The following is an 18,784-nucleotide window of genomic DNA, read 5'->3' as shown; positions in this document are numbered from 1 at the left end:
CGGCGCCGGGATTGGCTGCGGGCCATTCGTTTGATGGATGAACTCGATGCCGCCGTCCGGCTTGTACGCATGTGTGTGTTACTTCAACATAAAGCTTAACTTCCCTTGGTATTTTTCTGGCCCATGGCCATCAATCTCTGCACGACGCAAAAGACGAACAGCAGGCCGCCAATGACGATCTTGGTCCACCACGAGCTGAGCGTGCCGTCGAAGGCGATCAGGGTCTGGATGGTGCCCAGCACCAGCACGCCGGACAGGGCGCCCGCCACGTAGCCGTAGCCGCCGCTGAGCAGGGTGCCACCGATGACGACGGCGGCAATCGCATCGAGCTCCGTGCCTTGCGCATGCAAGCCATAGCCGGACAGCATGTAAAACGAAAACAGCACACCGCCCAGCGAGGCGCAAAAGCCGCTGAAGGCGTAAATCAGCACCTTGGTGCGGCCCACGGGCAAGCCCATCATCAGGGCCGACTGTTCATTGCCGCCTATCGCATACACGGCGCGCCCGAACGGCGTGGCGTGCGCCAGCCAGATGGCCAGCAGCAAAGTGATCACGGCAATCACCACGCCGGGCGAGACAAAGCCGCCCAAGAGCCCCAATTGCGTCTGCGACATGGCCACGAACAGCGGGTTATCGATGGTGATGGAATTAATGCTGATCAAATAGCACAGACCGCGCGCCAGAAACATGCCGGCCAGGGTGACGATGAATGGCTGCAATTTGAAATAATGGATCAGCGCACCCATGCCGGCACCAAAGATGGTGCCCAGCGCCAGCACGGTGGCGATCACCAGCAGCGGCGGCCAGTGCGCCACGTGGAGCAGCCAGGCGGCGATCATGGTCGACAGGGCCAGCACGGACCCGACGGACAGATCGATGCCGCCGGAAACGATGACGAAGGTCATGCCAACGGCGATCACCAGCAAAAAGGCGTTATCGATCAACAGGTTAAAGATCACTTGTGTCGACAGCAAGCCCGGATAGGCGGCGCCGCCCAGGCCCAGCATCACCACCAGCAGCAGCACGGTGACGAGCGAAGTGAAATACGGGGTGTGCAGCAAGCCCTTCATGCTTTTCTCCGTTGTAGCAATTGTTTGAATTCCGACGATTGCGACAGGCAGACGAGGAACACGACGACCGACTTGACGACCATGTTCACTTCCGGCGGCACGCCCAGCGAATAGATGGTGTAGGTGAGGGTCTGGATGATGAGGGCGCCGATCATGCTGCCCACGAGACTGAACTTGCCGCCGGCCAGGGACGTCCCGCCCAGGGTGACGGCCAGGATGGCGTCAAGTTCCAGCATCAGGCCAGCATTGTTCGCGTCCGCGCTCTTGATGTTCGAGCTGATCATCAGCCCCGACAAGCCCGCGCAGGCGGCGCAAAACACGTAGACGAAAAAGATCAGGGTTGCCGTCTTGATGCCGGCCAGGCGGGCGGCGACAGGATTGATGCCGACAGCCTGGATGAACAGGCCCAGCGCAGTCTTGCGCATCAGCACGGCCGTGATGAGGAAGACCGCCGCCACGAGGAACAGGGAAAACGGCAAGCCGAACAGGTAGCCGCTGCCGATGAAGAAGTACGGTTGATAGTAGACGGTGACGATTTGCCCATCCGTCAACAGCTGCGCCAGGCCCCGCCCCGCCACCATCAGAATCAGGGTAGCGACGATGGGCTGCAAGCCCAGGCCGGCTACCAGCACGCCATTCCAGGCGCCGCACAGCAAGGCCGCGCCCAGGGCCGCCGCCAGAGCCCAGCCCATGGGGATGTTGCTCACATACGTCGCCACGCCATTCTCCATCACCATGGTGCCGCCGATCAGCATGGCGGCCACGGTGCCGGACAGGGCCACGACGGCGCCCACGGAAATATCGATGCCGCGCGTGGCAATCACCAGGGTCATGCCCAGCGCGGCCAGCATCAAGGGTGCGGCGCGGTTGACGATGTCGATCACGCTGCCGTACAGGTGACCGTCACGGATTTCCAGATGAAAAAAGCCTGGGATGGCGAAGAGGTCGACCAGCAGCAGCAACAGCAACGCGGCCAGGGGGCGACTCAAAGGGTGGTGCAAGACACTCTGCAACATGGAAGCATTCGTAAGGGAAGCCGCACGCGTCAATGGCGCGCTGGAGGGTGTGGATAAACTCATGTGGCATCTCCGGCGATCACTTGCAGCACGGAACTGTCGTCCAGTTCGCCACGCGCATAGTCGCCGCAAGCCTTGCGATCGCGCATGACGACGATACGGTCGCTGCAGCGCAGCACTTCGGGCAGCTCGGACGAAATGAACAGAATCGCCATGCCCTTACGGCACAGCTTGCTCACATAAGTCATGATTTCCTGCTTGGCGCGCACGTCGATGCCGCGCGTCGGTTCGTCTAAAATCAGCATGGCGGGCGAGGTCAGCAGCCAGCGCGCCAGCAAGGCCTTTTGTTGATTGCCGCCCGACAAGCTGCCGATCGGCGTCTCGATGCTGGCCGTCTTGATGCCCAGCGCCTTCACATATTCGTCGGCCAGCGCCTGCTGGCGTTTGAACGGGATTGCACGCAGCAAACCTGTGCGGGCTTGCAAAGCCAGGATGATGTTTTCGCGCACGGACAGCGACAAAATCGCGCCCTCGTGCTTGCGGTCTTCCGAGCAAAAGCCGATATCGTGGGCAATCGCGTCGCGCGGCACGCTGAACTGGCGCGGCTTGCCCTGCATGGTGATGCTGCCGGAATCGGCCTTGTCGGCACCGAACAGCAATCGCGCCAGCTCCGTACGGCCCGAGCCCAGCAAGCCCGCCAGGCCCAGCAATTCGCCCTGGCGGATGTGGAAATCCATGGGCAGCAAGGCGCCCTTGCGGCCCAGGCCCTGCGCTTCCAGCACGGTGGGGCCAAAGCTGGCGGCGCCCGCGTCCTGCGCCAGATCCAGCGCTTGTTCCTGCGTGTCGGCCGCCACGCCGATCATTTTATTCACCAGTGCCAGGCGCGACAGCTCGCTGCACGCGTATTCCCCTTCCCGCTCGCCGTTGCGCATCACCGTGATCCGGTCGGAAATGGCGTAGGTCTGGTCCAGAAAGTGGGTGACGAACAGGATCGCCATGCCCTGCTCGCGCAGGCGGCGCAGCACGGAAAACAGCAGAGTGACTTCCGCCTCGTCCAGGCTGGACGTGGGTTCGTCGAGGATCAGCACGCGGGCCGAAATGTTCAGCGCGCGCGAAATGGCCACCATTTGCTGGATGGCCAGCGGGAAGCTGGACAATTGCGCCGTGACGTCGATATCGATCTGCAATTGCTGCAGCAAGGCACGCGCCTGTTGCTGCATGGCACGCCAATCGATGATGCCAAAGCGGCGTGGATAACGGCCGATAAAAATGTTTTCCGCCACCGACAGGTTCGGGCACAGATTGACTTCCTGATACACGGTGCTGATGCCGAGCGCCTGCGCGTCCGACGTCGACGCCGGGGCGATGGCTTTGCCGTCGAGCAGGATCTGGCCGCTGTCGGGCGTATAGACGCCCGTCAGCACCTTGATCAGGGTCGACTTTCCGGCGCCGTTTTGCCCCATCAAGGTATGCACTTCACCCGGATACAGGCGCAGGGCAACATCGCTGAGGGCTTTGACGCCGGGAAAGGATTTGCTGATGCCGCGCAGCTCCAGCAGGGGAGCTGGCGCGGCGTTGTGATGCGCTTGCGTCTTCATCATGCGGCAAGCTTAGTACTTACGGTTCGGGAATTCCTTGGCGGCCACCTCGGCAGGGAACACGCCTTCCACCGTCGTGATGCGCGCTGGCACGGGTTTACCGGCCACCACATCGCGGGCGATGGACATCAGTTGCGGGCCCAGCAGCGGGCTGCATTCCACGGTGACATTCAGCTTGCCGGCGATCATGGCTTCGAATGCGCCTTTCACGCCATCGATGGAGATGATGATGATGTCCTTGCCCGGCTTCATGCCCGCTTCTTCGATGGCCTGGATGGCGCCGATGGCCATGTCGTCATTGTGCGCATACAGCACGTTGATCTTCTTGCCTTCGGCCTTCAAGAAAGCTTCCATCACTTCCTTGCCCTTGGCGCGCGTAAAGTCGCCCGTTTGCGAACGGATGATCTTCAGCTTGGGATTCTTGCCGATGACTTCCTGGAAGCCTTCCTTGCGGTCGATGGCCGGGGCGGAACCCACCGTGCCCTGCAGTTCGACGATGTTCAAGGTGGCGTCCGGGGTTTTCTTGGCGTGCTCAAGCAGCCATTGTCCGGCGCGGCGGCCCTCTTCCACGAAGTCGGAACCGATGAAGGTCACGTACAGCGATTTGTCGGCCACATTGACGGCGCGGTCCGTCAGGATGACGGGAATCTTGGCGGCCTTGGCTTCGCGCAAGACCGTATCCCAGCCGGATTCAACGACAGGCGAGAAGGCGATCACGTCGACCTTTTGCGCGATGAAGGAGCGCAGGGCCTTGACCTGGTTTTCCTGCTTTTGCTGCGCGTCGGCAAATTTCAGGGTGACACCGTCTTTCTTGGCTGCATCCTTGATGGAGACGGTATTGGCGGTGCGCCACTCGCTCTCGGCGCCTACCTGCGAAAAGCCCATGACCAGGGGCTTGGCGGCGAAGGCGGACGAGGTAGCGAAGGTGGTGGCGGAAAAGGCCAGCAGCATGGCGCTGGCGAGGAGTGTGCGGCGTGTCAATGTCATTCTTGTCTCCAGTTTTTTTTGGAATACCATCACAGCCGGATGCCGGATGGGCGGTTTTTTTATGAAGCAATGGTAGGAGAAAGCAACATAGCCATCCAATCAATTCTTTTTCGCTTGCGATACCGATTTGCGTATCACCTGGCACACATCTCCTGCCTCCGTACCGTTTGGCGGCCGCTCATTGGCGGCTTTGATCGCGGTTCAAGCCGCGCGCATTGACTTGCGGCCAGCCATCCTTATCCCACGTCATGGGCAGGACCTTGCGTTTCTGCATGTAGTTGTCCGCCGTCACGCACGTGTGCAGCACGTCGATTGCGTCAGCCCTTGGTGTTTGGAATGGAAGAGTCGGGCACCACCCACATGCCTTCGCAGATACCCGTGCCCAAGTGTTCGGCGATGGTGACATTGACGGGCGCCGAGAAGGTGCTACCGGCGGCCATGGCCAGGCGCAGGGTCGAAGACAGTACGCTGGTACATCAGTACGATGACATCCGACCCTGCAGCAACGCCCTGGAAGTTTTCTCAGACCCAGCCGGCGTCGACGATGAACTCTTGACTGGAGCACATCGCTCCGTCATCGGAAGCGAGGAACAGCACCATGGCGGCGATGTCCTGTGGCATCAGCTTGCTTGGCAAGCATTGGCTTTTCTTGATTTCCACTTCCGCCGCCTCGTCGACCCACAGGTCGATCTGGCGCTGCGTCATGACCCAGCCGGGCGTGACCGTGTTGACGCGGATATTGTGGGCGCCATAATCGCGCGCCAGGCCCCGCGTCAGACCCACGACAGCCGCCTTGGTGGTGGCATACACGGGATAGCCGCCCGACTTCATGTGCCAGGAAATCGAGCTGACATTGATGATGGAACCGCCGCCCTTGCGTTTCATGCCCTCGAAGACAGCCTGGCAAGTAAAGAACATGGGACGTTGATTGATCGCAATGCGCTCGTTCCAGTATTCCAGGGTCACGTCCTGCGCCTGGTGGCGCTGGTCGTTGGCCGCATTGTTGACGAGGATATCGAAGTCGCCCAATTGCTCGGCCAGTTCCGCCATGACGGCTTGCAAGGAGGCAATATCCGTAATGTCGCAATGACGGAACAAGGGCGCCATCATGCCCGCTTCGGCCAGGCGGCGGCACAGGGCCTCGCTCGCTTCCACTGCGATATCGACAAACGCCACCAGCGCGCCCTGGGCGGCAAACTCGGCCACCAGAGATTCGCCGATGCCGCTGCCACCACCCGTGATGAACACGCGCTTGCCCTGCAAGCTGCCATATTTCGCCAATTGCTTCATCTTGTCTCCACCTGTTTATTTTTTATGTACAACGTGCAACCGCAGCGAACAGCAGCGAACCGCAATCGCATGCGGCTCGCCGTGTTGTTACTCCTTGCCCAGCACGCCATCCTTGCGGCGCCATATCCCCAGCCGATTATCATCGCGCAGCGCTTCCGGCAGCAAGTCCTGCAGCAGGTTCTGGTACGACACGGGGCGCAGGAAGCGGTTGATGGCCGCCGTGCCCACGGACGTGCTGCGGCCGTCCGAGGTGGCGGGGAACGGGCCGCCGTGCACCATGGCCGTCGACACTTCCACGCCCGTCGGGAAACCGTTGGCCAGGATGCGGCCCACGCGGCGTTCCAGCACGGGCAGCAAACGGCGCGCGTCTTCCAGGTCGCCCGCCTCCATTTGCAGGGTGGCCGTCAGCTGGCCTTCCAGGCTTTCCGTAATCGCCAGCAATTGTTCCATGTCGCGGCAAGCCACCAGCAGGGAGGCCGGGCCGAAGACTTCGTCGCGCAAGTCGTGCCTGGCCAGAAACGCCTCGCCCGAAGTGACGAACAGGGCGGCGGCACCCTTGCCTTCCTCGCCCACATTTTGCACCAGCGATGTCACGTCGGCGTGCTGCGCCAGCGCGGCCACGCCCTTGGCATAGCTGCTGGCGATGCCGGCCGTCAACATGGTGGCGGCCGGGGCCGGCGCCAGCGCTTCGGCGGCGGCAGCGGCAAAGGCCGTAAAGTCAGCGCCGGCCAGGCCCAGCACCAGGCCGGGATTGGTGCAGAACTGGCCCACGCCCATCGTCAGCGAGGCGGCAAAGCCGCTGGCAATGGCCGCACCACGGGCAGCCAAAGCTTGCGGCAGCACAAACACGGGGTTGATGCTGCTCATTTCAGCATAGACAGGTATCGGTTGCGCACGCTCGGCCGCCACCTTCATCAGGGCGATGCCGCCCGAACGCGATCCCGTAAAACCCACGGCCTGGATGGCCGGATGGGCCACCAGCGCCTGGCCGATACCGTTGCCCGTGCCCGTCAGCAAGGCGAACACGCCGGCCGGCAGCTGGCAAACGGCAATCGCCTTGACGATGGCGCGCGCCACCAGTTCCGACGTGCCCGGATGGGCCGAGTGGGCCTTCAGCACGACGGGGCATCCAGCCGCCAGGGCCGAGGCCGTATCGCCGCCAGCGACCGAGAAGGCCAGCGGGAAGTTGCTTGCTGCAAACACGGCGACGGGACCCAGGCCTATCATGCGCAAGCGCAAGTCTGGACGGGGCGGCACGCGCTCGGGCAAGGCCGAATCGATGCGCGCATCGGTCCACGAGCCTTCGCGCAGCAAGCCGGCAAACAATTTCAATTGACCCACCGTGCGGCCGCGTTCGCCTTCCAGGCGCGCGCGCGGCAAGCCGCTTTCCGTCATGGCGCGCACGATCAGCTCGTCGCCCAGTTCGAGGATTTGCGCGGCGATGGTGTCCAGGAAATCGGCACGCTGCGCATCCGTGGTGGCGCGGAAAGGGTCGAACGCCGCTTGCGCCAGACGGCAAGCCTCGTCGATTTGCGCTACGTCCACCATATGGAAGGCGGGTGCGATGTGTGCGCGCGCGGCCGGGTCCCACGCTTCGAAGGAGCCGCCATTGCCCTTGACGGCGACGCCGCCGATCAATGCATCACCGGTGATATTGAAACTCATAATGTGCTCACTTTCGCAAATTCGGTTGGGAAGACGTCGAGGCGGTTGCGCAGGGCGGGGCCAAAGGCAGGCGCTTCGATTTCAAAGGTTTCGCCCGGCGCCACGCTCACGCCATCGGCAAAGCTCAAGGTAGCCGTGCCGAAGAAGTGCACGTGCACGTCGCCAGGGCGCTTGAACAGCGGATACTTGAAATGATGGTGTTCCAGGTTGGCAATCGTGTGCGACATATTGTCTTCGCCGCTGACAAAGGCCTTTTCCCAGCGCACATTGCCGGCCGTGTCCAACACGCGCGAGGCGCCGGCGATGTACGCGGGCAATTCGCCCACCAGCAGGGCCGGACCCACGCTGCACATGCGCAGCTTCGAGTGGGCCAGGTACAGATAGTTCTGGCGTTCCGTGACGTGGTCCGAGAATTCATTGCCGATGGCGTAGCCAACGCGGTAGGGCTGGCCATCGTCGCCAATCACGTACAGGCCGGCGATTTCCGGCTCTTCGCCGCCATCGAGGGCGAAATCCGGCATGCGCAGCGACTGGCCGCTGGCGCGCACGATGGAACCGTCGCCTTTATAAAACCACTCGGGCTGGGCGCCGGCCGTGCCGGCTTCAGGCTTGCCGCCTTCCACGCCCAGGCGGAACATTTTCATCGAATCGCTGAGCGACTCCGCGTCGCCGCCTATCTTCTTGTGCATGGCGTCGCGCGCACCGGCGCTGCCCAAATGGGTCAGGCCCGTACCCGTCACGTAGCAGTGCGCTTCATCGGCGTGGTCCAGCGGCGGCAGCACACGTCCGGCAGCGGCCACGTCAGCATAGGAATGCATGCTGTTGCCGACGCTGGCGTTGACCAGTTCCGCCAGACTGACCTTTTTGCGGATGGCGTCTTGCGCCAGCGCGTACGTCGTGTTGTAGCCTTCGATGACGCGGATCTGGTCGTCTTGCAGCAGGCCGACGAGGCGCCCGCGATGTTCATTCGTAAATTGCAGCAACAGCATGGGATTCTCCGCTTAGTGTGAGTGGCGCGGCACGGCTGAACCGCGATTGCCGACCAGGAAGTCGAAATCGCAGCCTTCGTCGGCCTGCAACACGTGTTCGATGTACAGCTGCTGGTAGCCGCTCTTCGGCCCGGGCGCGCTGCCCAGCTCGCGCTTCGCCAGGCGCTCGGCGATTTCCGCGTCGCTGATGTCGATATTCAGGCTGCCGGCGTGGCAATCGAGGGCGATCATGTCGCCATCCCTGACGATGCCCAGCGGGCCGCCCGCCATGGCTTCCGGCGCCACGTGCAAGACGACCGTGCCGTAGGCGGTGCCGCTCATGCGCGCGTCCGAGATGCGCACCATGTCGGTGATGCCTTGCGCCAGCAGCTTCGGCGGCAAGCCCATGTTGCCCACTTCGGCCATGCCGGGATAGCCTTTCGGGCCGCAATTTTTCATGACCAGCACGGAGTCGGCATCGACATCGAGGTCCGGATCAAGAATGCGCGATTTGTAATGTTCGAAATCCTCGAAGACGACGGCCTTGCCCCGGTGCTGCATCAAATGCGGCGAGGCGGCCGACGGTTTCAGGACGGCGCCGCGAGGCGCCAGATTGCCGCGCAGCACGCAAATGCCGCCATCGGCCAGCAGCGGGTTGTCCAAGGTGCGCACCACTTCATCGTTGTAGATCGGTGCTTCGACGCAGTTGTCCCAGATTGACTTGCCGTTCACGGTCAAGGCATTCTTGTGCGGCAGCAAATCGCCTTCGCCCAGGCGGCGTATCACGGCGGGCAAGCCGCCTGCATAGTAAAACTCTTCCATCAGGAAACGGCCCGACGGCAGCAAGTCGACGATGGTCGGCGTGCCACGGCCCACACGGGTCCAGTCTTCCAGCTCCAGGGGCACGCCGATGCGTCCGGCAATCGCCTTCAGGTGGATCACGGCATTGGTCGAGCCACCGATGGCGGCGTTGACCTTGATGGCGTTTTCAAATGCTGCACGCGTCAGCACTTTCGACAGGCGCAGGTCTTCGTGCACCATTTCGACGATGCGGATGCCCGACATGTGCGCCAGCACGTAGCGGCGCGAGTCGACGGCGGGAATGGCCGCGTTGTGCGGCAGGGACGTGCCCAGTGCTTCGGCCATGCTGGCCATGGTCGAGGCCGTGCCCATGGTGTTGCAGGTACCGGCCGAGCGCGACATGCCGGACTCGGCCGACATGAACTGGTGCAGGGTGATGGAACCGGCCTTCATCTGCTCGTGCAACTGCCACACGGCCGTGCCGGAGCCGATGTCCTTGCCGTTGAGCTTGCCGTTCAGCATGGGGCCGCCGCTGACGACGATGGTGGGAATGTCGACACTGGCCGCGCCCATCAACAGCGCAGGCGTGGTCTTGTCGCAGCCCACCAGCAGCACGACGGCGTCCATCGGGTTGCCTCGGATCGATTCTTCCACGTCCATCGAGGCCAGGTTGCGCGTCAGCATGGCTGTCGGACGCAGATTCGACTCGCCATTCGAGAAGACAGGGAATTCCACGGGGAAACCGCCCGCTTCCAGGATGCCGCGCTTGACGTGTTCGGCCAACTGGCGGAAATGCGCGTTGCAGGGGGTCAGTTCGGACCAGGTATTGCAGATGCCGATGATGGGCTTGCCATGGAATTCGTGGTCAGGTATGCCCTGGTTTTTCATCCAGCTGCGGTACATGAAGCCATTCTTGTCCTGCGAGCCAAACCACTCGGCCGAGCGCAGGGCAACCTTCTTTTTTGTCTCAGACATGCCATTCTCCTGGTTGTGCCATGCCGGATCTAAGGTCGTCGGCCCGGGCAGCGATGTTGGAATACTAAAGAATCCAGCCATGCCTTTCCAATCAATTTTTAATGCGTTCCGATATCGAAAACGATATCGACATGTCCCAATGAAAACGCCCTGCGGGCGGGAGGCGGCAGGGCGTGGAAGGTATTTGGGGTCTGACCCGCCGGGTCTGACCCGCCGGGTCAGACCCCAGGGAGCTGCGACGATTATTCTGCAGAAAAACGGTACACGGTTTGCGTCCGATACACCTGACCCGGGCGCAAAATGGTGCTGGGGAAGTGGGGCTGGTTCGGCGCATCCGGGAAATGCTGGGTTTCCAGGCACAGCGCGCCGCGGTAGCGAATGGGGCCCTGCTTGCCGTGCTGGCTGCCGTCGAGGAAATTGCCGGAATAAAACTGGATGCCAGGCTCCTGCGTGTACACCTGCATCACGCGCCCCGACACGGGATCGCGCACGCTGGCGGCCAGGTTCAGCCCTTGATCTGCCTGTTGATTGAGCACAAAGTTATGGTCGTAGCCACGGCCGATGCGGATCTGCTCATGCGGCAAATCGATGCGGCCACCGATGACGGTGCTCTGGCGCAAGTCGAACGGCGTGCCGGACACGTCCGCCAGTTCGCCCGTGGGGATGGACCCTGCATCGACGGGCAGGTAGCGGTCCGCGTTGATCGTCAGCGCGTGGCCGAGGATAGTGCCCTGCCCCGCCAGGTTGAAATAGCTATGGTTGGTCAGGTTGACGGGCGTGGCCTGGTCCGTCACGGCGTGGTAACGCAGGCTCAGCGCGTTGTCGTTGTCCAGTTCGTACACGACGGTGACGTCGAGCTTGCCCGGATAGCCATCCTCGCCGTGCGGGCTGCTGCGCGTCAACGTCACGCCGACCGCCTCATCCCTGGTGAACGGCTCCGCCTGCCACATGACCTGGTGAAAGCCCTGGTTGCCACCATGCAAGTGATTCGGCGCGTTGTTGACGGCCAGCTGGTAATCCTTGCCATCGAGATGGAAACGTCCTGCCGCGATGCGGTTGCCGAAGCGCCCGATGACGGCGCCCAGGAAAGCGCTGTTGGCCAGGTAGGGCTCGATACGATCGAAACCCAGCACCACGTCGGCAAAGTTGCCGTCGCGGTCGGGCACGTGGATTTCGCTGATGATGGCGCCAAAGTCGAGCACTTTGACTTGCATGCCGCGGCGGTTCGTCAGGGTAAAGACGGTTACCTGCTGGCCGTCGGGCAGGATGCCGAACGGCGCTTGCGTCACAGAAACAGAATTAACTGGGGTCATGGCGTAGGGTCCAGGTTTTACAGGGTCGATGAGCGGCCAAACACGGGCATGCCTTGCGCATCCCGGCGCCGCGGTTTGACAAACGTGTGGCGAACCGGATTCCACAGCGGGTCGCCGACGATTTCCGGGTAGGTGTGGGCATGGTACACCAGCAATACGTCGTCGCCGGCCTTGGTGCAGCTGTTGTGGCCGGGGCCATAGTTGCCGTGCTCGTAGCAGGTAGCAAACACGGGCTCGGGCGACGTGCTCCACGAAAACGGGTCGAGCAAGTCGGCGGACTCCTTGGCCCAGAAGCTGCGGAATTCCGGCGGATCGCATACATACGGCGCTGGAACAATTTATCTTTGATTTCGCGGCTCGGTGCGTCGGCCAGGCCGGCGATGCTGTCGGCGCGGCGCACCCCGCTGACGGTCACGACCGACACTTCCGCCGCAGGCTCGCCACTGGCGTCCGCCACCACCGCGTCCTGCGCCCATGCCGAAGCCGTGCTCAGCAGGCCGATACCGGCCGATGCCGCAACGGCGGCCTTCAAGTTGAATGGACGACGAGGAGAAGTGGCCGCGAGCGGGCCGATGGTGTTGCGTATCATGCATCTCCAGAGACTGTATTGATATTGTCATGCTGCTTGCATGTCGTTCGCATACTCGGCATTGATCTTAGGGGCTGGACGATAATCCCTCCAATCAATTTTTCCACAGTTTCGATATCAATTTTGATATCGGCGTCTGACGGATACTGGAGCTTGCAAAGCGACAACGGCAAGAGCGTCAGGGGCGTTTTTGGGTAAGCGACGCACAAAGAGTGGCATCCCTGGCAAGCAGCGATAGACCTTGTCAGGCTTGCGGAAGTAATAGTGGGAGTGGGGATACGGCATGCAGCCAGCATGGCAATGCTGACTGAATAAAACGGGAGTCTTGATTTGTCTGGTGCGGCTGGCGGGGATCGAACCCAATACCCCCGCACACTCTGGCAACATTGCTCGATTGAATAATTTGTATCACACTTTTGTAGCAGTATACGCGCAAGTCGCGCCACTCTGTACGCAATACTGAAAGCAGCATAGGACGCGATAGGTTCGACCATCGCAGGTAGCATGCCTACCTATACGGCGTCGTCCTCAGCGGTTGCCCCGGTCCATCTTCCACGTTTCCCGAGCCAGTTTGGCTCGGCGAGGCACCCCACTTGGGGTGTTGAACCGATAGCTAGGAGTAGAACAGCAGGGGAAGCTCCATCCGCGCAGTTACTCATAGAGGTGACCCCCTACCACTGGCTTCCAGCTGATTAGCAACGCGAGAAATAGCCCCGTACACCCATCTTGGTATTGCATTTCGAGCAGGAACATCTAGGTCTTTCAAAGTGCGGTTCGCTTGCCTTCCATAACTATATCGCGATTGGTTAGCACGGATGCAAGCAGCATAGAACATCAACTCCTCGGGGACCATTGGCTCTTGAGGGCGCAGAACCATTATATGAAAACCAGTCACAAACGGCTCTCGCTGATAAAACGTTTCCAACACTGATCCGCTTAAGGCGACGGTCAAGCAACCACCATTTATTACCTCGACACTCGCAGGTAAAACCACCATTGCAGCCACCCCATTGTTCTTGGCCGTACGAGCAACGAAATTAACGTTACCACCGTTTGTTGAAAGCCTGTTTAATTCGAGACTGGTTCCATAAGTTAAATTGAAAATTTCCTCAATTCGCACTCTTCCAGTACCAATCATCGATGGCGCAGTTTGCGGTTGCGCAGAGGAAAGCTGCTTTAGCTCCGTAAGTGTAGAGGAACACGCGCTACTAATATTTGCTGCATATACCCACGGCGGGATAGCAGAAGGAAGAACTAAATTCCTAAGCGACCTATTCGCTTGCCGCCCAAATCCGAATCGGAAGCGATTAGCCGTAATGCATGTTGCCCACCACAGTTTTTCTTGCTCCGTCATAGCACCAATGGGTGTCAAAATCATTACGTCCCGCCCACAGTAATACGGGAACGGCTGAAGGAATGCGGTGCCCGCGCCCCCTTGGCCACCCAATGCTACCGAAATGGTTCCAGCGGCTGCCGGCTCCAGGCCCGTAATTTTCCTAATTCGGGCACTAACACCGTTGTTTCTAGCCGTTCGCGACACGAAGTTCATTGCGTCCGCACCCTCGACTTGCTCAAGTCGATTTAACTCTAAGCTATGGCCGTACTTAAGAATGAACAGATCGCTAACTGTTGGCATGGTCACCCTCGGACTCAGTTTCATGCAACCCGAGAAGCCGGAATATCGCGTAATTCTTTGCGACATTTTCAAAATCTGCCTGGGTAAGAATGCTGTAGTCGGTTTCAATATACGCCTCCGCACACCACTCATCGGCAGCCGTAACCTTTTGCATCACGCTCTCACCGGCATGTACTTCCCGATTTCGATACATCTCTACCCATCGGTCCCGTATTGAAGACCATACTTCGTTTTGATCGATACGTCCCTTATTCTTTGTTTTTACAAAACCATCATTTTTCCAATATCCAAACCACGTTTTCCGTCCCTCATCCTCGTGTGGCTTATGCGCAGTGAAAACCATTATGCACGTGACTGTCCCTACAGGATAAAACAGTTCGGCAGGCATGGACATTACGGCTTCAAGGGTATGGTCTCGAAGGATTTCAGCGCGGATAGCATTCGATGCTAAAGCACACGACATAGGGACGATGGCAATGCCGGTCGCACTCTGTTCGAGACAGTCCAGCATATGTTTGACGAAGCGTAATTCGTGGAGGTCGCTGTCGGCCTGGCTGTACGGAGGATTGACCATGCCGACTGTACACTCATGCTTCTTAATAGCTTCGGTAATCCCCTCGTCGAAACAACTACCCTGATACAAGTTAGCCTTGCCATCGCCACGAAGAATCATGTTTGACGCAGCCAATGCAAACATATTAGGCTGTTGCTCAACACCAATAAGGCCAAGCTTTTTTATTCGATTGCGCTCATCTTCGGTGGTAGCGCTCTTAAACATTCTATGCATGGCCGAAATGAGGAACCCACCGGTGCCAGCGCAAATATCTAAAACTTTGCTATCTTTATTAACATTCGCCAATAACGCAAAAAGTTCTGTCACATGCCGTGGCGTGAGAACAATTCCAAGTGCCTTTTTGTCCCCACCTGTATACTTCAGGAATTCACCATAGAACTGACCTACCACGTCGAAGTCGTGATAAATACTGATGAAGGGCCAAACCTTGCTGTTTAGGCGGTCGATAAGCTCATGCAATGGACCTTTAGGATATGACTTCGTAGCTTTTCCTAACTCGGGGTGGACTCCGATACTGGAATAAGGCTGAGTCATATTGTCCTTTTTTGCCTGCGGAATATCAGCTGCCTGGATTTCCTCCTGAATGACACGCATCCAATCTTTTTGTAATTGAGCTGGATTTACGACATTGTATGAAGCGACAAAACCTTTGTTACGTAGCGCAATTAAGGTGCCGCTAACGAGGAGCGGTTTTTCACTTTCTGTTAGCTTTGCATGATCCCGCATAAACTCATGGAGATCCGCCGCGAATCCCATTAGTTCATCAAACCGCAACTTTTGAACGGATGGATCGAAGGTCGCGTTTTCGATATAATCGTTCCAAGGGATAATACCATTGAGTGTCGCACCATCCTTAGCGACAAGTCGTTTAGGCTTAACTCCACCCTTAGGCCATAAATATGTCGATATAAGCGCGGATTTTTTGGTTTCTCCGCTAACACCTAAGGCAATTACGTTAAACTTCTTTGACAGGGATTTAGCATAGTGCAATACGCCATCGACTGCAAATCGCTGAATTCGTTTAGCCCGTAGATCATCACTTTCATCGAATTCCGTACCCGTCAAAATGTTGTCAATCGATGAACTTTCGTGATCCTTTACATCAGCCTTACATTCCACAATAAGGAGAAAGTCGGCAGAGGAAGGTGAACTGATTATAAACTCTGGTGCGCCACCACCACCGCCGCCTGATTTACTAGCAGTTTTCATTAACTGCTTCACATCGTCGATATTGCTTTTTTGTTCTTCTATTTGGATATCCGTGTCGGCTCCATAATAGCCACACTGACGTAGTTCATCCCGAACAACATTCTCTGTCTTTCGCTCATTTTTTGCCACGACAATTCCTGATTTAGTTTGACAGCCGTCTAGCTTGTCGTAAGTTTTGTTCGGCAAGAGTCTAACATGAACATACGTAGCAGCCTCACAAACCATACCGTCAAGGCAACGATTTGAGGTGAGGAACGGCAAAGTGGAACATGTTGCTTGATTTTCAAAATCACCTCCAGGTGGACGACAGCACAGCCCTCCAGTGTTGTCATTTTTTCTAGGACTCGGGCATGCCAGGAAAACGCCAACATCACGTCATGCCGGTAGCTCCTCGACAATGGCATTGTCGTTGGCGTCGAGTTCAGTCACGTCCACCGCAAGCTCAGCGTCGGCGTCAGGCTGGCGGCGGAGTTCGGCAATCTCTGCCTGGCTGAGTTCGGTAACTACCAACTCCGGCAGCTCATCCATGTCGTCGGCCAGATCTTTCAGGCGCAGGCTATGACGGATGATGTCCGACGTGTTCTTGATCGTGGTCGAGTATGCCGCCGCCGCACGCATCACCTGCACGGCATCGCTCAGGGACGCAGCCTTCATCTGCTCTGACGCAGCCAGGATCAGCTCACGAAGATGCATCGAGTGGGCGAGATCGTCGGCGACGAGGCGGGCAGCCTCTTGCTTGATCGTCTGGTCGCAAGTGATGCGCGCCATCAGGTCATCCTTGGCCCTTTGAAGCACGTCAGCCTTGAGCGCGCCCTTTCGTGTTCCTGTGGACGCGAAATGCCGTTGTAGGCTGCGCACGCTGATGCCAAGCCGCTGGCTGATGGCGAGGGCGGTGTAGCCTGCTTCTCGCAACGCCAATGCTTGGCTAATCTGGTCAGGCGCAGCAGTCTTCTTTGTCATCGTGTAGGTATGTAGTATTAAACATTATAAGGACGCGCTACTGGAATTACGTATCCATGCGGGCTGGCGGCAAAAAAACTTCCGGAAAATCCGCACGTCGGGAGCGCTTACGCCATGTACGCGTAAGCTGTCGCAGGCACTCATAAACATCCGCGTTCAGCTTGTCGTCGGCAACGGTCGAGCCTCTAAATATGCTGGTGCCGTTGTACTTTCCGACCCTAGTTAGATCTGGTCTTCGATACGGCCCGCGCAGGCCGAGCTGCCGACCGGACCAGGAAGTAAGCGCATATTTGACGGCCGGAGGCACGTTGTCAGCGATGCGGCGAAATTTGAAGTAATGGGCCAGCTCAGCGAAATTGAACTTCTTCAGTTCTTCCACGGTTTGGAATGGAAGTGCGGCACCTCGTAGCGTGATCTCGAAGCGCGCACGGTGGCGATCTGGAAGCAGCTCAGTGCCGTTGTCCAACGTCTTCACATACGCATGGTAGCGAACGTCCGCAGTATCTTTGTCCTTCCGGTCGGCCAACTGCCAAAACCCCTCAAAGTGTTCGACAAGATCACTGCGTCCTGGCAGCACATTTATGAACTGCGGGTTCTCGCCCCTCTGGCGGTAGAAATGCCAGCAGGAGCTAGGCTTTGCAGTAATGAACCTAAAACGGTCAGCCGCTAACTCCGCTAACTGGCGAATGCTTCCGCATTGGCTATAAGTGTCGAAAGCTACCTCCACGCCTGTAACCACGATGGAAACAAGGTCAAACCTACCGCATAGTGCGGCTACAACTTTCTCGATCTTGCTTGCCCGCTCAGGGTCTTGAATGCTAAATCGAAATATCGTCGCCGCGCCGCCATTGCCGCCATCCAAAGGGGTAACGAACTGCTGTTTCGCTTGTGAGCGAGGCAGCACCGGCCTTAATACTTCTTGAACAGACCAGAAATTTGAAGGGGCCGTTGTGCGAACCTCCAACTCAACCCAGTCTATCTCCGTCCTGTACGTCAATGTGCCAGCACTCATGGAGCTTTCCGACTAGCTTCCATTTCCGGCAGTTCCGGATACAAGTGGTCGCTCATAAACTGCGCGCAAGCCTCGTCCGTAGCACCATTCTCCGCCATGCGATGAATACGATTCATTATCCCAACGTAGCGATCCAGGGCCGGTTCAACAAGCAGACGCAATGCAGTTGATGCTGTCAAATCATGCGCGCTTGCGAATGCCTCGACGCCTTGGAGGTGCAACCCCGCCAGTGTCAACAGGAAGTCTTTACCACCCTTCTCGCGCATTTTCTCGCGATAACGCCGTTGACGTTCAGCCGGGGTCAAATTGGTCGGGCCGATTGGTTTGCGGCCGAGTTTTTTCGAGGTATCTACAGGTTTGCTCATGTTGAAGAGCATAACATATTTTAGTCACTAGTGATATAAGTATGCTACACTTCTTTTGTGTCCGAATATGACCATATTCGGACACGGCACATTAGCATGTACGAAATATAGAGTTATGGCAGTTTCGTACATGCAATTATTTCGCACATCACTTTCGTACACTTCAAGAGGAATGCCATGTCACGAGTTTTTGCATATTGCCGCGTATCGACCGAATCGCAGACGACAGACAACCAGGTCCAGGAAATCAAGAACGCCGGATTCACTATTACGGAAGCGCGCACCATCACAGAGACTATCTCAGGGTCTGTCGCTGCAATGGAACGTAAGGGATTCGCCAAGCTGGTGGATCGGATGGAGGTGGGTGACGTGCTGGTCGTAACGAAGCTGGACCGGCTGGGGCGCAATGCAATGGACGTGCGCGCCAGCGTGGAGCGCCTGGAAGGGATGGGCGTTCGCGTACACTGTCTGGCTCTGGGCGGCGTAGACCTCACCAGTGCAGCAGGTAAGATGACAATGGGCGTCCTAGCCGCCGTGGCAGAGTTCGAGCGCGACCTGCTGATTGAGCGCACGTTAGCGGGCCAGGAGCGCGCCAGGAAGGACGGCGTAGCCTTTGGACGCCCTTTGGCGCTATCAGAGGATCAACGGACCGCCGCCCTGGCGCAGCTAGCAGCAGGAGCCGCTGTGGCGGCGGTGGCAAGGGCATTCAAAACCAGCCGCCAGACGATCATGCGGCTTCGTGGTACAAACTAGACC

General features: G+C 58.6%; 17 protein-coding genes. 1 reads left to right on the top strand and 16 read right to left on the bottom strand.

Features of this window, described 5'->3' with window-relative positions:
• Window positions 1–95 precede the first annotated feature (95 nt).
• The 16 genes from yjfF to CLU92_RS20875 all read right to left on the bottom strand — a co-directional run bounded on the left by yjfF (window position 96) and on the right by CLU92_RS20875 (window position 18,028).
• Entirely contained in the window at window positions 96–1,070 is a 975-nt protein-coding gene (gene yjfF / locus CLU92_RS20945; protein ID WP_101483458.1) for a galactofuranose ABC transporter, permease protein YjfF, read from the bottom strand.
• Entirely contained in the window at window positions 1,067–2,149 is a 1,083-nt protein-coding gene (locus tag CLU92_RS20940) for an ABC transporter permease (protein WP_101483457.1), read from the bottom strand. Before CLU92_RS20940 ends, yjfF begins: the two co-directional genes overlap by 4 nt.
• On the bottom strand, window positions 2,146–3,687 hold the full coding sequence (locus tag CLU92_RS20935) for a sugar ABC transporter ATP-binding protein (RefSeq protein ID WP_257561137.1): 1,542 nt from the start codon (window positions 3,685–3,687) through the stop codon (window positions 2,146–2,148). Before CLU92_RS20935 ends, CLU92_RS20940 begins: the two co-directional genes overlap by 4 nt.
• Before the next feature lie 9 nt (window positions 3,688–3,696).
• Window positions 3,697–4,671, bottom strand: coding sequence for an ABC transporter substrate-binding protein (locus CLU92_RS20930; protein WP_071079903.1), 975 nt, complete (start codon window positions 4,669–4,671; stop codon window positions 3,697–3,699).
• 317 nt (window positions 4,672–4,988) lie between these two features.
• On the bottom strand, window positions 4,989–5,111 hold the full coding sequence (locus tag CLU92_RS28335; protein ID WP_257562752.1) for a hypothetical protein: 123 nt from the start codon (window positions 5,109–5,111) through the stop codon (window positions 4,989–4,991).
• A gap of 82 nt (window positions 5,112–5,193) precedes the next feature.
• Complete coding sequence (locus tag CLU92_RS20925; RefSeq protein WP_101483456.1) at window positions 5,194–5,961, bottom strand: SDR family NAD(P)-dependent oxidoreductase; 768 nt, start codon at window positions 5,959–5,961, stop codon at window positions 5,194–5,196.
• Window positions 5,962–6,048: 87 nt separating this feature from the next.
• On the bottom strand, window positions 6,049–7,626 hold the full coding sequence (locus CLU92_RS20920) for an aldehyde dehydrogenase (NADP(+)) (protein ID WP_101483455.1): 1,578 nt from the start codon (window positions 7,624–7,626) through the stop codon (window positions 6,049–6,051).
• The gene (gene araD1 / locus CLU92_RS20915; RefSeq protein WP_101483454.1) at window positions 7,623–8,615 is read right to left on the bottom strand and encodes an AraD1 family protein; all 993 of its coding nucleotides are present in this window, start codon (window positions 8,613–8,615) and stop codon (window positions 7,623–7,625) included. Before araD1 ends, CLU92_RS20920 begins: the two co-directional genes overlap by 4 nt.
• A gap of 12 nt (window positions 8,616–8,627) precedes the next feature.
• Window positions 8,628–10,370 (bottom strand): IlvD/Edd family dehydratase, encoded by a 1,743-nt coding sequence (locus CLU92_RS20910; protein ID WP_101483453.1) that lies wholly within the window; start codon window positions 10,368–10,370, stop codon window positions 8,628–8,630.
• A 242-nt stretch (window positions 10,371–10,612) separates the two neighbouring features.
• Window positions 10,613–11,683: an aldose epimerase family protein gene (locus tag CLU92_RS20905; RefSeq protein ID WP_101483452.1), complete on the bottom strand. Its 1,071-nt coding sequence runs from the start codon at window positions 11,681–11,683 to the stop codon at window positions 10,613–10,615.
• Between the two features lie 17 nt (window positions 11,684–11,700).
• On the bottom strand, window positions 11,701–12,021 hold the full coding sequence (locus CLU92_RS20900; protein ID WP_101483451.1) for a family 43 glycosylhydrolase: 321 nt from the start codon (window positions 12,019–12,021) through the stop codon (window positions 11,701–11,703).
• Between the two features lie 906 nt (window positions 12,022–12,927).
• Window positions 12,928–13,650: a restriction endonuclease subunit S gene (locus CLU92_RS27545; protein ID WP_180338551.1), complete on the bottom strand. Its 723-nt coding sequence runs from the start codon at window positions 13,648–13,650 to the stop codon at window positions 12,928–12,930.
• A gap of 244 nt (window positions 13,651–13,894) precedes the next feature.
• Entirely contained in the window at window positions 13,895–15,820 is a 1,926-nt protein-coding gene (locus CLU92_RS20890) for a class I SAM-dependent DNA methyltransferase (protein ID WP_218973472.1), read from the bottom strand.
• A gap of 246 nt (window positions 15,821–16,066) precedes the next feature.
• Complete coding sequence (locus CLU92_RS20885; RefSeq protein ID WP_101483449.1) at window positions 16,067–16,651, bottom strand: hypothetical protein; 585 nt, start codon at window positions 16,649–16,651, stop codon at window positions 16,067–16,069.
• A gap of 46 nt (window positions 16,652–16,697) precedes the next feature.
• On the bottom strand, window positions 16,698–17,663 hold the full coding sequence (locus CLU92_RS20880) for a hypothetical protein (RefSeq protein ID WP_101483448.1): 966 nt from the start codon (window positions 17,661–17,663) through the stop codon (window positions 16,698–16,700).
• Window positions 17,660–18,028 (bottom strand): hypothetical protein, encoded by a 369-nt coding sequence (locus CLU92_RS20875; protein ID WP_143452631.1) that lies wholly within the window; start codon window positions 18,026–18,028, stop codon window positions 17,660–17,662. The genes CLU92_RS20880 and CLU92_RS20875 overlap by 4 nt, the downstream gene beginning before the upstream one ends.
• Window positions 18,029–18,205: 177 nt before the next feature.
• On the opposite strand from CLU92_RS20875, the gene CLU92_RS20870 reads away from it, so the two are divergent.
• Entirely contained in the window at window positions 18,206–18,781 is a 576-nt protein-coding gene (locus tag CLU92_RS20870; protein ID WP_101483446.1) for a recombinase family protein, read from the top strand.
• The last annotated feature ends 3 nt before the right edge of the window (window positions 18,782–18,784 follow it).

The organism is Janthinobacterium sp. 61, from assembly GCF_002846335.1.
In the GTDB taxonomy this organism is placed as follows: domain Bacteria; phylum Pseudomonadota; class Gammaproteobacteria; order Burkholderiales; family Burkholderiaceae_D; genus Janthinobacterium.
The sequence above is the reverse complement of the archived record's forward strand: the minus strand, read 5'-3'. Positions and strand labels throughout refer to the sequence as shown.